Annotated in this window: 15 protein-coding genes; 7 read left to right on the top strand and 8 right to left on the bottom strand. The window is 47.5% G+C overall.

The window, feature by feature from the left end:
• Positions 1-320: 320 nt before the first annotated feature.
• On the bottom strand, positions 321-1,055 hold the full coding sequence (locus LCM00_RS14050; RefSeq protein ID WP_148973429.1) for a ZIP family metal transporter: 735 nt from the start codon (positions 1,053-1,055) through the stop codon (positions 321-323).
• 433 nt (positions 1,056-1,488) lie between these two features.
• Here LCM00_RS14050 and LCM00_RS14045 point away from each other — a divergent pair, with 433 nt between their 5' ends.
• Positions 1,489-1,773, top strand: coding sequence for a hypothetical protein (locus LCM00_RS14045; RefSeq protein ID WP_224903095.1), 285 nt, complete (start codon positions 1,489-1,491; stop codon positions 1,771-1,773).
• 207 nt (positions 1,774-1,980) lie between these two features.
• On the opposite strand, the gene LCM00_RS14040 is transcribed toward LCM00_RS14045, so the two are convergent.
• The 3 genes from LCM00_RS14040 to mscL all read right to left on the bottom strand — a co-directional run bounded on the left by LCM00_RS14040 (position 1,981) and on the right by mscL (position 3,826).
• Positions 1,981-2,400, bottom strand: a complete 420-nt coding sequence (locus tag LCM00_RS14040; RefSeq protein WP_224903092.1) for an AhpC/TSA family protein — start codon at positions 2,398-2,400, stop codon at positions 1,981-1,983.
• Between the two features lie 341 nt (positions 2,401-2,741).
• Positions 2,742-3,380 (bottom strand): Bax inhibitor-1/YccA family protein, encoded by a 639-nt coding sequence (locus LCM00_RS14035; protein WP_224903089.1) that lies wholly within the window; start codon positions 3,378-3,380, stop codon positions 2,742-2,744.
• 56 nt (positions 3,381-3,436) lie between these two features.
• On the bottom strand, positions 3,437-3,826 hold the full coding sequence (mscL, locus tag LCM00_RS14030; RefSeq protein WP_224903086.1) for a large conductance mechanosensitive channel protein MscL: 390 nt from the start codon (positions 3,824-3,826) through the stop codon (positions 3,437-3,439).
• Between the two features lie 333 nt (positions 3,827-4,159).
• On the opposite strand from mscL, the gene queF reads away from it, so the two are divergent.
• The 5 genes from queF to panF are packed head-to-tail and all read left to right on the top strand — an operon-like array spanning position 4,160 to position 7,471.
• A complete protein-coding gene (gene queF / locus LCM00_RS14025; RefSeq protein WP_009792185.1) occupies positions 4,160-4,657 on the top strand; it encodes a preQ(1) synthase in 498 nt (165 codons plus the stop codon).
• Between the two features lie 15 nt (positions 4,658-4,672).
• Positions 4,673-5,302 carry a queuosine precursor transporter gene (locus LCM00_RS14020; RefSeq protein ID WP_224903083.1) on the top strand — a complete coding sequence of 210 codons (630 nt, stop codon included), beginning with the start codon at positions 4,673-4,675 and terminating at the stop codon, positions 5,300-5,302.
• A gap of 47 nt (positions 5,303-5,349) precedes the next feature.
• Positions 5,350-5,688 carry a hypothetical protein gene (locus tag LCM00_RS14015; protein ID WP_224903079.1) on the top strand — a complete coding sequence of 113 codons (339 nt, stop codon included), beginning with the start codon at positions 5,350-5,352 and terminating at the stop codon, positions 5,686-5,688.
• 47 nt (positions 5,689-5,735) lie between these two features.
• Positions 5,736-6,026, top strand: coding sequence for a YhdT family protein (locus tag LCM00_RS14010; protein WP_224903076.1), 291 nt, complete (start codon positions 5,736-5,738; stop codon positions 6,024-6,026).
• Positions 6,023-7,471 (top strand): sodium/pantothenate symporter, encoded by a 1,449-nt coding sequence (panF, locus tag LCM00_RS14005; RefSeq protein WP_224903073.1) that lies wholly within the window; start codon positions 6,023-6,025, stop codon positions 7,469-7,471. Before LCM00_RS14010 ends, panF begins: the two co-directional genes overlap by 4 nt.
• Before the next feature lie 46 nt (positions 7,472-7,517).
• Here the strand turns inward: panF and LCM00_RS14000 are convergent, their stop codons facing one another.
• A complete protein-coding gene (locus tag LCM00_RS14000) occupies positions 7,518-7,793 on the bottom strand; it encodes an acylphosphatase (RefSeq protein WP_224903069.1) in 276 nt (91 codons plus the stop codon).
• 352 nt (positions 7,794-8,145) lie between these two features.
• On the opposite strand from LCM00_RS14000, the gene LCM00_RS13995 reads away from it, so the two are divergent.
• Positions 8,146-9,327 (top strand): DUF4309 domain-containing protein, encoded by a 1,182-nt coding sequence (locus tag LCM00_RS13995; RefSeq protein WP_224903066.1) that lies wholly within the window; start codon positions 8,146-8,148, stop codon positions 9,325-9,327.
• A 510-nt stretch (positions 9,328-9,837) separates the two neighbouring features.
• On the opposite strand, the gene LCM00_RS13990 is transcribed toward LCM00_RS13995, so the two are convergent.
• From LCM00_RS13990 to LCM00_RS13980, 3 genes are all read right to left on the bottom strand, one after another.
• Positions 9,838-11,070: an aminopeptidase gene (locus LCM00_RS13990; RefSeq protein ID WP_224903062.1), complete on the bottom strand. Its 1,233-nt coding sequence runs from the start codon at positions 11,068-11,070 to the stop codon at positions 9,838-9,840.
• A 198-nt stretch (positions 11,071-11,268) separates the two neighbouring features.
• Positions 11,269-12,549 carry an MDR family MFS transporter gene (locus LCM00_RS13985; protein WP_224903059.1) on the bottom strand — a complete coding sequence of 427 codons (1,281 nt, stop codon included), beginning with the start codon at positions 12,547-12,549 and terminating at the stop codon, positions 11,269-11,271.
• Between the two features lie 106 nt (positions 12,550-12,655).
• On the bottom strand, positions 12,656-13,972 hold the full coding sequence (locus LCM00_RS13980) for a short-chain fatty acid transporter (RefSeq protein WP_224903056.1): 1,317 nt from the start codon (positions 13,970-13,972) through the stop codon (positions 12,656-12,658).
• Positions 13,973-14,189 lie beyond the last annotated feature (217 nt).

Below are 14,189 nucleotides of genomic sequence, written 5' to 3'. Positions count from 1 at the left end.
GCTGGCGTTCCGGGAGGGAGGCCAGCTTTTATGGTGGTTTATTTACAAAATAAAAAAGGCAGGCCATTCAGCCTGCCTTTTTTCAGCACTTCAACTTACATGGGGAAAATCGGTTCTAAGTATATCGGTTATATACTGTAGTGCCTTTTGTCCTCCTTGCAAAATCCGTGCCTTTTGCATCGCCAATGTCTAACGGTGAAGTCGCTGTTAACTTTTTCATCGTTTACCAGTCCCTTCTGTTTGTTATTGGCTTTGCATTATACATATACCCGGATGTACAAGGTTAAAACATTTGAACTCCGGAAATAGGTGAAAAAATTCTAGCCGCCGAAGCTGTTGATCATAACGAGCATGGTCACAAGGCCAAGGATGAAGGAATAGGTCGAGAACCGTTCGTTTCCATCCCCATGGCTTTCCGGTATTAATTCCTTGTAGATGATGAACAGCATCGCGCCAGCTGCAAAGCTCAGCCCATAAGGGACAAGGCCCTCAATATTGCGGGAGAGGAAGTAGCCGATAATGGCTGTCACGATCTCTACCATCCCGGTCAGTGTGGCCACGCCCAAAGCCTTCCATCTGGAAATATTCTGATTGACGAGGAAAAGAGCGACAAGAAATCCCTCCGGCGCATTCTGCAGTCCGATTGCAAATGCGATCAGCGGACCAAGCTCCCCGCCGTCAGACGCATAGCTGACACCGACCGAAAGGCCCTCGGGCAGATTGTGGAGCGTGATGGCAGCGACAATCAGAACAGCCTTTTGCTCCAGTTTCATATTCAGCTTAGTATGCTCCAGATCGATATGCGGAGTATGCTTTTCCAGAAAGTTCAGCACAAACGTCCCCAGCAGGAGGCCGATGGTCAGAACAATCATATTGGAGGATTCAAGCGCCTGCGGTATCAAACTGAAGGTGGATGCCGCCATCATAATGCCTGCCGTATACGCCAATAGGACATCCCGCCACTTGTGTGTCACGCTTTTGAAAAAAAGGATCGGAATCGCTCCGGCCCCTGTTGCCATGGCAGAAAGAATGCTGCCGATAATTGCCTCTTGCATGATAAGCCCCCTGATTTTTGCCAGACTGAAAATATGCAGACTATTAACACAGATAATTTGTGTTAAGTATACAGCCAACTATGAGGCAAATAAAGTGTTTTGTTCGGGCATGCACAAAATTTGCTTTTGGGCAAAAAAAATAACGCCCTCCAAATGTGGTAACGGGTTCAGTTTTGCACTAACTAGCAGTCCAATTCGCAACTGAATTGGACTGCCTCTTTTTGTTGACAAAGAGGGAAATTATGTACGTTTTATGGTGTTTTAGCACTCGAATCCGCATCCCTTTTAGCAGAGTGACAGAAGTTATTGTCAGCGTGCGGAATGGTATGCTGAAAACAGTAAGCGGGTTTTTGGATATTAATGTTAAAATGATGTAGAGGCTTATTCAACGGAGAGCATTACACGACATATAAATTAGTATGGAGGTATAGTCATGTGGGTAATATTTGGGGTTATTGCCATAATAACAACTTTTATAAATCTTTATATGTATAAAGCAGGTAAGGATTATAAACTCGCTATGGCGATGGCATTATCATTTACAGCACTAACAATTTGTGCAGATTACAGTTATCTAACCCGGTGGGTAAAAGCGGAAGATTGGGCGGCTATATCGGATGTAATACCTGGTATGGCAAGGACATTTTGGTTTTTGACAATTGTTTCTATCTTACTGAATATAGCACCTGTATTTTTAGAACGAAAACGTAAGAAATAATGACTTATTGTGAAGTCTATATGTATAACTAACCGAGGCTTATCTTCAATAATGTACTGTATAAAGAAAGCTCAGAGCATAATGGCTCCGAGCTTTTTACGTGCTAATTTTATTGCTGAAGTGTTCTGCGGATTACTGCAAAAAGCATTGCAAATACGAATTTGTACTTCAAAATTGAACCTGTTGAGGTGCGTTATTTTACGGCTCTCAGCCCCGGCTATCAATAACCGCTAAAACCTCATCAATGCTGGCATGGTTTTCCGGTGAAGAATCAATATGCTTCCAGAGCAATTCACCCTGTGATGAATACAGCCATGTTCCGCCCTGGATATAAACATCCTGCGTCTTCATCGATTTCATCACAAATTGCTTCTGTTTCTCTTCATCCGGGATAAAGCCTTTCACCTGGCCAGTGACAAACCCGAACCCGGCCTTTGCGAGGAGCTTCCATTTCGGCATGGTCTGATGGCCCATTCCTTTATACGCTGCCCGGGACGGATCACCGTAAATCGGAAACGGAAAAGGTCCGAAATGCTCCAGGAATTGCTCAATGAATGCCCCTTTTGAAGGCGCCACGATTTTCACGTGAAACTTTTTATCTTCAATTTCTGCTATGCGCTCACGCAACTGCGCGAGATATTCCCTGCAGACTGGTCAGCCAAGGTGGCGGACAAAAACAAGCATCGTATCCTGCCCGCTGATCGCATCACTTAAAGTGACCGTATCCTGCGAGCCTGGGATTTCCAATTGGTAATCCATACCGATCCCTCTTTCAGAACAAATTTTATAGAATTAGCTCTATCATAACGGAACAGGGTGGAATGGGCAAAAAAGAGGGCTCGGGAGATGTGCTGCGTATGAAAGAGCGGGCAGGTAAGGAACTCTTGAAGTCTGCGTATCTGCTGGCCCTGAATAATTAACAAAAAAATGCGCCCGGCTCTTTTACAGAGCCGGGGCGCGTTCTTCTCTTAGTCATCGCTGGCCAGAATGCCGAAGATCCTAAGAATATTGATAAACAGATTGATAAAATCGAGATACAGATTCAGCGCCATGAGCGGCACTTCCTCAGCGCTTACTCCGAACTGCTTCATACGGTTGAAGTCAAACAGGACGTATCCGCTGAAAACAAGCACGCCGATGAAAGAAAAGGCGAGCATGGCAGTGGAGCTTAACGGCCAGATAATATTGAAGATTGAAATGCAGATCAGTGCCAGCAGGGCTGCCATCAGCATGCCGCCAAGAAATGACAGGTCGCGCTTGGTCCTTGTTGCATAAAAAGCAAGTCCGCCAAATACAACAGCTGTCGTTCCAACCGCCATCAGGACAGTATTGGCACCTGTTGCCGCAATATAATGCGCAATGATCGGGTAGGTTGTAATTCCAGAAACAAAGGTGAAGCTGTACAGAAAAGTGTAAGATATTGATTTTTTTCGCCTTAAAAAAAACGCTCCGATCAGCATGGCCGCTTCAAGGATGACGAGCGGCAGAAACAGCGCCGGCGGGACATAGACGCCAGCCATCGTCCCGAGAAAGGCAAACGCCAGTGAAAGGGCAAAGGCTCTTAAAACAGATGGAAGATAGCCGGTGTTGGCAGTTTGTGCATACATATGTTTCACCTCATGTGAATTGATTACCTTTTATACGAAGAAGATTGGATAAGGTTTCAATTCATTTTTTCTTCTTTTAATAGATCGCGGATTTCTTTCAGCAGTTCTTCCTTCGCATCGACGGTCGGTGCTTCCTCTACATGTTTTTCCTGTTCGTGCCTGCTCTTCAGCCTGTTGATGAACCTGACAAAGAGAAAGATGGAAAAGGCGATGATAACAAAATCAATGATAGATTGGATGAATGCACCATATTTGATAGTAGCGTCCTCGATTTTTACAGAACGCTCGGAAAAATCAACTCCTCCGGTCAGCAGTCCGAGAAATGGCATGACAATATCATTGACGAGCGAGGTGACGATTTTTCCAAAGGCTCCGCCGATGATGACACCGACTGCCAGATCGACCACATTGCCTTTGATGGCAAATTTCTTGAATTCCTTCAGCATACAGGTCATTCCTTTCTTTATTATCCAAGTTGTATAGCGATAAAAGTTATTATACTTCCAAAAGGGCCGGTTGTTAAGGAGAGAGAAGCTTCGGCGCATAGTATTGACAGAATCCGGCTTTTTCACTATAGTTACAGAGGACAAAAAAATATACGACATTCCTGCATCATGCAGGAGAGGTTCATAGCAACAAACCCTCTATAAAAAACTATGGTTCTGATAAAATTGATCAGCCATATCCGCGGGGATATGGTTTTTATTTTTTTCGGGCTGATTTTTATATATCGAGGAGCCTCTCTTGTATGCGCAGTACCATATGAGGAGGCTTTTTCTATGTCTGGAAGAAAAGATGAAGAATTGAAGGATGTTACTTTGCTCGGCAATCAGGGGACACAATATTTGTTTGAATACTCGCCGTCCATCCTGGAGGCTTTTGATAATAAGCACCCGAACCGCGACTATTTTGTAAAATTCAACTGCCCTGAATTTACAAGCCTGTGCCCGAAAACGGGACAGCCTGATTTTGCTACGATTTATATCAGCTATATCCCTGATCAGCGAATGGTAGAAAGCAAGTCACTGAAGCTGTATCTGTTCAGCTTCCGCAATCACGGCGACTTCCATGAAGACTGCATGAACATCATTATGAATGATCTGATTGAGCTGATGGACCCTCGCTATATCGAGGTTTGGGGCAAATTCACTCCGCGCGGCGGCATTTCCATCGATCCGTATACAAATTACGGAAAGCCGGGCACAAAATATGAAAAGATGGCAGAATACAGGATGATGAACCACGATCTGTACCCTGAAACCATCGACAACCGCTAAAAGGAGATAGACGTTTTGCTATTATATTTAAATGCCGCATTTGCCGGCCTGCTTATCTTATCCAATATTCTCGCCGTCAAGCTGTTCAGCCTGGGATCCTGGGCTGTTCTGCCGGCGGCTGTCATTGTCTATGTTTTCACGTATCCGATCACTGATATCATCGGTGAAGTTTATGGAAAAGAAGCTGCCAGGAAGACCGTGCTGGCCGGGTTCGTCACGCAGCTGCTGTCAGCCGTTTTCATTTTTGCAGCGATCCATCTGCCATCTGCACCGTTCTTCGGGGCGCAGGCAGAATTCGAGACGATCCTGAGCGGAAGCTTCCGCATCACCATTGCAAGCCTTATTTCTTACTTGGTCAGCCAAAACCTCGATGTGTACGTCTTCCATAAGCTGAAGGAAAAGCATGGCAGTAAGAAACTGTGGATCCGCAACAATCTGTCTACAGTCTCAAGCCAGCTGATCGATACTTCTGTTTTCATTCTGATCGCTTTTTACGGCACAATGCCGGCAGGAGCGCTCCTGGCGATGATTGGAACACAATATGTCTTTAAGTTCCTTGTCGCGCTGATTGACACACCACTGGTTTACCTGCTGGTCGGCATGGCCAGGAAAGAGAAGAAGCAGCCTGCCGAGCTGGCAGGCTGACAGCAGAATCTGCCCTATGAAAACAGCCTCTTGAAGGGGGCTGTTTTTTGATGCTGCCGTCTGATGGTGCCAGGTACCATAAAAGGACAAACATGGCCGAAGTGTCCACGGATGGTGTCAGGTACAGTGAAAAGACAAAAATGGCCAAAGTGTCCACGGATGGTGCCTGGCACCGCGAAAAGACAAAAATGGCCGAAGTGTCCGCGGATGGTGCCAGGCACCGCGAAAAGACAAATGGCCGAAGTGTCCACGGATGGTGCCTGGCACCGCCAAAAGACAAATTGGTCAAAAGTGTCCACCAATGGTACCTGGCACTGAAACGGGCACCGAAACCAATTTTTTGTTTCTGGCTGGGTGTTTTTGGTTTACAATCAAGGTGGAAATAATTCTTAATTTTTCAGTGAAGGATAAATGGAATGAGGGGGGAAAGGACTTGGATAATAAAGCCGGGGGAAGGGATCCCCGTTTTAAGGTGGCGAAGAGGGAAGCCTGGATCGGTATCGGTCTTGTCCTTTTTAATTTTCTATGGTGGTTTGGCTTTGCCTACGGGATGGGATCAGGGCCTGTTGAAGAGTATACATATATCATGGGGCTGCCTGCGTGGTTTTTCTATAGCTGTGTGGCAGGATTTGCAGTTGTGTTTGTCCTTGTTTGGGCAGCCGTGAAGTTTCTGTTTAAAGAAGTTCCTTTCGATGACAGTGAAGAAGGGGGGAAGGCGGAATGAATATAGGTGTCATTATCCCGCTTCTTGTGTTCCTGGTGGCGATTTTTCTGGTAGGCTTCTGGGCGAGCAGGCATGTCCGCTCGACAGATTCCTTCCTGCAGGAATATTTCCTTGGCGGAAGGGAGCTGGGCGGATTCATCCTGGCGATGACGATGATTGCGACCTACGGCAGCGCCTCAAGCTTCATCGGCGGACCCGGTGTCGCTTATACCCAGGGTCTCGGCTGGGTGCTGCTTGCGATGTCACAGCTTGTGACAGGCTATTTTGTGCTGATGGTGCTCGGGAAAAAATTTGCGATTGTCGCCAGGCAGTATAAGGCTGTCACACTGATCGACTTTTTGAAAGAAAGGTATCAGAGCAAATGGGTGGTGCTGCTGTCAGCGCTCAGCATCATCATTTTCCTGTTCGCCTCCATGGCGGCCCAGTGGGTAGGCGGCGCCCGCCTGATCGAATCGCTGACAGGCCTTTCCTATGGGACTGCCCTGTTTATTTTCGCGGCATCGGTCCTTGTGTATGTCATCATCGGCGGCTTTAGGGCCGTGGCTGTGACAGATGCGGTCCAGGGGGTCATCATGTTTGCGGGGACCCTGATCCTTCTGATCGCTGTCATTATTGCGGGCGGAGGAATTGGAAATATCATCACAGACCTAAGGACGGAAAATCCGGGGCTTGTTTCGCCGTATGGCTTTGACGGCGGACTGTCCCCGCTCTATGTGTCTTCCTTTTGGATTCTTGTCGGCGTCGGGGTGGTCGGCCTGCCGCAGGTGACTGTCAGGGCGATGAGCTACAAAAACTCCAGGGCCATGCACAGAGCGATCATCATCGGAACGTTTGTGGTCGGCTTCATCATGCTTGGCATGCATCTGATCGGTGTATTCGCCCGTCCGATCCTGCCGGGGATTGAGGTCGGGGACAAGGTGATGCCGCTCATTGCAATGGAAGTTCTGCCTCCGTGGCTGGCAGGGGTAGTATTGGCCGCCCCGATGGCAGCGATCATGTCGACTGTCGATTCCCTGCTCCTCCTGGTCAGCTCGGCTGTCGTGAAGGATGTGTATTTAAATTATATTAAGCCTGATGCAAGTGAAGGAACTGTTAAGAAGCTTAGCCTGGGCGTTACAGCGGTCCTTGGGATTCTGGTCTGCCTGATGGCGCTCAGTCCGCCTGATCTGATCATCTGGCTCAATCTGTTTTCCTTTGGCGGGCTTGAGGCCGCCTTCATTTGGCCGGTCGTTCTCGGCCTCTACTGGAGCAGGGGAAATAAGCATGGGGCCATTGCTTCCATGATCACAGGTGTGGTCTCGTATATCCTTTTTTATACGTACTATCCGAACGCCTTTGGCATGAACACAGTCATCATGCCGATCATCCTGTCTTTTGCCGCCTACATGCTCATCAGCATGCTGACGGCCGGGACAGCACAGAAGGATATGGGGCAGCCAGCCTGAAAAAAGACGGGACAGCTTTTGCTGGTCCCGTCTTTTTGTTTATAAACTAATATTTTATCTTAAAGGAAGAAGATAATCCGTCCTGTCCATCCAGTTCATCCACTTGCATATGATCGATCGCCGAGAAAGGGTTCCCTCTCTTCAAATCCCTCATAAAGGAATCCATCTGCTTTTTGTCACCCATTGCCCGGATTTCCACAGAACCGTCATCCAGGTTGCGCACCCAGCCATTGATGCCGTATTGAACAGCTTTTCTTTGCGTAAAAAAGCGGAATCCCACTCCCTGCACCTTTCCGGAAACTATAATGTTCAAATGGATCATCTTCTTCTCCTCCGGCATCATAATTACCTACATCGTCCCACAAAAGACAGGCTAATGCAATATTCAAGAGAACGGAAAAAATAGAGGACGGCCCCCATAAAATTTTTCGGGATAACGAAAAATGTAGATAGTCTTTAAAAAGCAAGACGCTGGAAATGTCTGCCTGTAAGAGAAGGGGTTAAAAAAGTTTCCGGTTTTATGTTACAATTAGATTACAAACTGTTTAAAAAGCAATTAAAACAGATTTGTAGAATATAAACGCTTTTGTTAAACTTTAGAAATGTGACCGGCCATGACAAGGAAAATGCGTCAGCCGGCATAATAAATCAAGCTTAAATGAGTGGGAGATAAAATGAATAAACTTATATATGCAATGCTTATGCTGCTGTCAATGTTAACCGCCGCGTGCAGCAATCAGATCCACACATCACTGGCAGAAGAAATTTCGAATAAAGCCGAGAAGCAGGAAGACGACTCTGCTGTCCTGACAATCCAGACAGAAGGCAAGGATAAAAAGGATACTTCATGGCTCAAGGAAAAGTCCCTTTACAGCTTTGAAGCGGCCGATGAAGGCCTGGCTTATGAAATCTATATTTATGCGGAAAATGAAACAAGCGTCAAGCTTGAACAGGCAGGCGTCCTGGGAGATAAACAGGACACCGTGCATGAAGGGAACTACTCAGTCTATATGGCCAAAAAAGGGGCGAAGGCTGCCTTTAAGCAGGATATTCTTTCTACCCTGCCGCTTGTTTTCAATGAAGAGGTGAAAGGGGCGTATCCGCTTAAGCTTGGTGATAAGACCCTGCTTGCCATCGTCCAGCCTGAGGGGGACAGCCGGTTCTCGGCAGAGCTGTACAGCATCCAGCATGGAGAGCTGAAAATGGTCCAGTCCGGTGAAGGAATCCGATCCATACTCGGACCTCAAATCAAAGCAATCAAACAGGAATACATCCAGACAGTCCAGTCCATTGATGGCAATGGGGGATTTGTTTTTTCAACATGGGCATTTGACAAGCAAAAGCTTGAGATCAATCAGGTCAGCGAGACGGTTTACGATGATTCTGCAATGAAGGACGGCCTGAGCGAAGGGGAGAAATGGTTTAAAATCTGGAGTGCAGCCGAAGAGAACTATCATCCTTTCTACAACATCCAGCTTGAAAAGGGCATTATCGATAAAGCCTCCCAAGGCATACTGGCCGGGAGCCAATATCCGATCGGCACAAATATCAATGATGTTAAAAAGGCAAGCCCCCCTTCTATTGAAGCAGGGAAAAAAGGCAAATATGCGTATCTGAAATATCCGGAAGTGACGTATTTTTATGATGAAGCGACACAGGAAGTAGCAGTTGTTTCAATTCCGGGAATCCGCCTGCAGTCAACGCTTGCAGATATCAAGAAAATGTTCGGCGAGCCGTTCAGGGAGAGCAGGAGAGGAACAGAGGTGCTGGCAATCTATGCTGCCGGAAAATACAATATTGATGTGTATGCAGACCGGTCAGGAAAAATAAAGTCTGTTCAGCTGAGGAAGCTTTAAAGGATGCAGAAAAAATCCCGCGGGTGCATGGCCTATTGAATGGAACAGTTGAACTGGCCACTGTTGGCCATAGTTCGAGAACGGATCATTTAAGCATAAAGGTTATTTTTTAGTAAGGTATTTTAATTTGAGTCTTAAAATAAGCGGAGAATTTCCGGTTACGCTGCTGAATATGGCAAAAGTGGGTGTAAATAAGCGGAGAAATTCCGGTTAAACGGAGCGAAGCAGCCCGTTTTCCTGTTTTTTAAATCGATAGGTGGAATTTCTCCGTCTATTTGAGCTATTTTTAGAATTTTTTTAAAAATAGGGGGAATTTCTCCGCTTATTTTTCAACTCATTCGGGTCCGGAAAGGTGCGCTCTTTTATGGCTGGGCGGAGGAAATACCTCTCCAGAAGAATACTTTTTCTCACGTCTTATACGGATGGCAAGATAGCAACGATATATGCGAATAAAGCTAACATAAAAAGCTGCAGGCCTAAATGGCCCGCAGCTTCCTTTTGTTATATCAATTAAAACGCCCAGTCGCCTTTACGGAAAACTGGTTCTGACTGGCCGTCTTCCTTAATGCCGTCAATATCCATCTCGGCTGAGCCGATCATGAAATCGACATGTGTAAGGCTTTCGTTCAGGCCATTTTCAGCAAGCTCTTCAGAGGACATTTTCTTGCCGCCCTCGATGCAGAATGCATAAGCGCTTCCGATTGCCAGGTGATTAGAGGCATTTTCATCAAATAATGTATTGTAGAAAAGCAGATTGGATTGTGAGATTGGCGAGTTGAACGGTACAAGGGCCACTTCTCCAAGATAATGGGAGCCTTCATCTGTCTCAACAAGCTGCTTCAGGATCTCTTCGCCTTCTTCAGCCTTCACGTCCACAATGCGGCCGTTCTCAAAAGTGATGGTGAAATTATCAATGATATTGCCGCCATAGCTGAGTGGCTTTGTGCTGGAAACATGCCCGTTGACACCGGTTTTAAGCGGAACGGTGAAGACTTCCTCTGTCGGCATATTAGCCATGAATTCGTGGCCTTTTTCATTGACGCTGCCTGCCCCGACCCATAGATGCTTCTCAGGAAGCTCGATGGTCAAATCGGTGCCTGGCGCTGTATAATGCAGTTTTTTATAGCCTTTGCTGTTCAGATAATCGACTTTTTCATGCAGGGAAGCGTCATGATCCTTCCATGCCTGCACAGGATCTTCAAGATCTGCACGTGTTGCTTTGAAGATGGCATCCCAAAGCTTTTCCACACGGCTTTCCTTAGGCTCGTCTGCGAATACTTTGTCTGCCCAGCCTTCAGATGGGACAGCGATGACTGTCCAGCTCACCTTATCAGACTGTGCGTAGCGGCGGTATTTGCTCAGTGCCTTTCCGGCTGCCTTCTGGAAATTGGCGATTCTTTCAGATTTGACCCCTTTTAACAGGTCAGGGCTTGCTGATACGATCGACATGAACGCAGCGCCCTTTTCTGCGAGGTCTTCCATTTCCTTGGCGCGGAACTCAGGATACTCTGTAAAAGACTCCTCAGGAGCCAGATCATACTTCAGGCGTGTCACTGTATCATCAGACCAGTTGACAACCACATTGGCTGCGCCTGTTTCATAGGCTTTTTTCACGGCCAGGCGGACAAACTCTGCTGCATCAAGTGCTGCATTGATTACAAGCGTCTGGCCCTCCTGGACATTGACGCCGACCTTGACTGCCAGCTCGGCATATTTTTCTAGATTTTGCTGGAATTGGCTCATAGTATGTATCTCCTTTTTCAGAATCTTCCTCCTCATTTTATCGGTTTCTGCGGGAAAAAGAAACAGTTTGGCCTGATTCCTTTTTTTACGGGAGATACGCAAGGCCCCTGAAAGGATCTGCATTAAGAGCACCAGGATCCCTCCCCTGGAAATGGGGCAAGGCACTTTACAAATGAAAAAGCCGGCTCATGGCCGGCTTTAAATCGAGTTTTGCTTGGCAGGTGTCTTTGACTGCTTTTCATATAATGCAAACATGAGCCAATAAAGAAATGCGCTTATAACTGCGAGCACAGCGAGAATGGCAAAGGTCCAGTCATAGCCGATCCAGACGGTCAGCGGGATGGAAATGGGAGCGATCGTCTTTCCGACGGTAAAACGAAGGCTGGCCGCTGCGAAATATTGGCCCCTCATATTCTCCGGGGCGATGCGCGACACAAAGCTCTGCTGAAGCCCGACCGCCATCAGCTCTCCTAAAGTAAAGACCGCCATGGCAATGATCAGGCCCCAAATCCACTGCGTCTGCCCGAACATAATGATGCTGGCAGCGTAGAAAAGGGACGAGGTGACAAACACATTCCGCTCTTTAAATCTGGCTACATATCTAGTGACGGCTACTGTGAATAAAGCCACAAGAAAGCCATTTTCCGAAAGCAGCACGCCAAAGGCCTGCTCGCCGTGGACAGTGAACGACCAGCTGCCGATGCTGAAGAGGGACTGGTTCTCGACGGCCTCTTTCGTATAAACAGGGATCAGCAGGTCCAGCTGCATGAATGTCTGGGCAGCAAGGACGCCTGCGATGATGAAAAGCAGGAAGGTCCTGTCCCTGAAAATGATGCCGTAATCCTTCACCTGTGCACCAAGGAAGCTGTACCATTTATCATTTTCCCCTGCTACAGCTGTATTCTCCGGTACCGTTTCGCGGGTCCACTTCGCAAGAACCAGGGCGAGCAGGATACAGACGATGCCGGCGATCAAAAGGAGCTGTGAACGGTACTGCACGTAAAAGAGGGCCCCAAGGATCGGCCCTACAACCACCGCTATATTGATGGAGGTATAAAAGATTGCAAACACATCGCTGCGGTGCTTTTCCTCCACAACATCAGCCACCATCGCCTGGCTCGCCGGCCAGTAGAAGGCGCCGAACACTCCTACAAAGGTGAAGCAGACAAAGCCGAGCCAATAGGATTCGATGGCAGGGGAGCTGGCGATGGCAAACAGGATAAAGCAGATCCCCTGCCCGAAGGCCGACAGCACCATCATCATCTTCCTGCCGAAACGGTCGGCGCAATAGCCGCCCATCAGGTTCGCCAATACTGAAAACACCTGCGATAAGATAAGCAGAAGGCCGGCCTTATCCTTGCCGAACGCCTCCGCAAAATAAATCGTCAAAAACGGAAAAAACATCCAAAATGTAATATTCATCAAAGATTCGCCAAACAGGCGCACCTTCAGGTTAAAATCCCAATCTCTGATTCTCATGCTGAAATCCTCACTTCTCTGGTCAATATCGCTATCATACTACCTTTTTGAAAAAAATGACAGGTGCATGAGTACGGAATTGGTTTTTGAAGAGAGGATGATGCTATTAATAGACAAAGAACATCATAACGGTAGTAACGGCTCCAACCCAGATGGCCAGGAGGATGCAATATCCCATAATATGGCGGATATGCAGGCCGACCACGCTCAAGATCGGAAGTGCCCAGAAAGGCTGGATCAAATTAGTCCAGGCATCCCCCCAGCCGACAGCCATTGCAGTGACAGCGGGATCAACCCCAAGCTGGAGGCCTGCCGGAACCTGCAGGGGACCCTGAAGCGCCCATTGGCCTCCGCCTGAAGGAGCAAGAATATTCACAAGGCCGGCTGACCAGTAGGTGAAAATATCAAAGGTATCCTTGCCTGCAATGGAAGCCATCCCGTTAATCATCGACTCGGCAATTCCGGAACTGCCGAGCATGGCAATGATGCCTGCATAAAAAGGGAACTGCAGGATGATGGGCGATATCGCCCCCGCAGCATCCTTGAAGGCTGCTGCATAACTGGCAAGGGAACCGTGGAAAAGGAGCCCGAGCGATAGAAAAGCAATATTGATCAGATTCAAGTCAATGTCCCGGCCATTCCAAAATTCATAAACCAAATATCCGAGCCCGATGATTCCAATCAGACTTCCTAATATTCTTGTTTTTTCAAGAGAGGAAGCAGGGGTGCTTTCTACAGGAGCTATCGCACTTTTTTCTGTCTTTGCCTCGTCTGCCGGCTTATAAGGAAGAATCCCTTCCTTAGGGGCCATGAAATAAATGAAGAGCGGAATCGTTGCCAGCAGCACGAGAAAAATCGCTATGGTTCCAGGATGGAAAATAGTTTCTGAAGTCGGTATTACACCGGTCAATTCTTCAAGAAAGTGGCCCTTCGTCGCTACAGTCAGGCCGATGGAACTGGACAGGCCGGCTGTATACAGGACGGTCGGCGCATAGGCAGCCGCGACGAGCAAAGGAAAATGGGCATTCTGGTTTCTTCTGCCGACCTCCCGCGCCATAATGGCGCCGACGACAACAGCCAATCCCCAGTTCACATAATAAGCAGCCGCAGACACAAGAAAAGTCAGAATATAAGCCTGGCCGGCTGTTTGCGCTTTTGATGAAATTACAGCAAGCAGTCTCTGCACAAAAGGCACCGAAGCAAGCGCCATCCCTGTCATGAGCAGCAATACCATCTGCATCGTGAATGCCAGATACACCCAGAACCCATCTCCGAAAGACTTAACAAGCTCCATCGGCTCCTGCGGCTTCATCAGGAAACCTGCAGCAAAAACAGCTAAAGTCATCAGCACAGCAATGACAAAAGCATCCGGCAAATACCTTTCTACCAGTCTCGAAAATCGGTCTGCCAGTTTTGTCAGCATCTTATCACTCCTTCCATAATTAGTAGATGACTATGGACTGAGAGGTGGAAATATTCCGTTAAAAGTGGAGAAATGGGGGAGGAAGACTGGCAGGGGAGATATGCAGATGGGGATGCCAAGGAGAATGAAGGAGAATGTCAGGCACCGCAAAAGGACAAATAGGGTAAAAGTGTCTTTTGAAGGTGCCAGGCACTCTCGGGTTCGAAGGTGCCTTCCG

The organism is Bacillus infantis (assembly GCF_020171945.1).
Lineage (GTDB): Bacteria > Bacillota > Bacilli > Bacillales > Cytobacillaceae > Bacillus_AB > Bacillus_AB infantis_A.
The sequence above is the reverse complement of the archived record's forward strand: the minus strand, read 5'-3'. Positions and strand labels throughout refer to the sequence as shown.

Bases quoted from the DNA above. Each gene is read 5' to 3' on its own strand.
- LCM00_RS14050 (WP_148973429.1), bottom strand. From the start codon at position 1,055: ATGCAAGAGGCAATTATCGGCAGCATTCTTTCTGCCATGGCAACAGGG.
- LCM00_RS14045 (WP_224903095.1), top strand. From the start codon at position 1,489: ATGTGGGTAATATTTGGGGTTATTGCCATAATAACAACTTTTATAAAT.
- LCM00_RS14035 (WP_224903089.1), bottom strand. From the start codon at position 3,380: ATGTATGCACAAACTGCCAACACCGGCTATCTTCCATCTGTTTTAAGA.
- mscL (WP_224903086.1), bottom strand. From the start codon at position 3,826: ATGCTGAAGGAATTCAAGAAATTTGCCATCAAAGGCAATGTGGTCGAT.
- queF (WP_009792185.1), top strand. From the start codon at position 4,160: ATGTCTGGAAGAAAAGATGAAGAATTGAAGGATGTTACTTTGCTCGGC.
- panF (WP_224903073.1), top strand. From the start codon at position 6,023: ATGAATATAGGTGTCATTATCCCGCTTCTTGTGTTCCTGGTGGCGATT.
- LCM00_RS14000 (WP_224903069.1), bottom strand. From the start codon at position 7,793: ATGATCCATTTGAACATTATAGTTTCCGGAAAGGTGCAGGGAGTGGGA.
- LCM00_RS13995 (WP_224903066.1), top strand. From the start codon at position 8,146: ATGAATAAACTTATATATGCAATGCTTATGCTGCTGTCAATGTTAACC.
- LCM00_RS13990 (WP_224903062.1), bottom strand. From the start codon at position 11,070: ATGAGCCAATTCCAGCAAAATCTAGAAAAATATGCCGAGCTGGCAGTC.
- LCM00_RS13985 (WP_224903059.1), bottom strand. From the start codon at position 12,549: ATGAGAATCAGAGATTGGGATTTTAACCTGAAGGTGCGCCTGTTTGGC.
- LCM00_RS13980 (WP_224903056.1), bottom strand. From the start codon at position 13,972: ATGCTGACAAAACTGGCAGACCGATTTTCGAGACTGGTAGAAAGGTAT.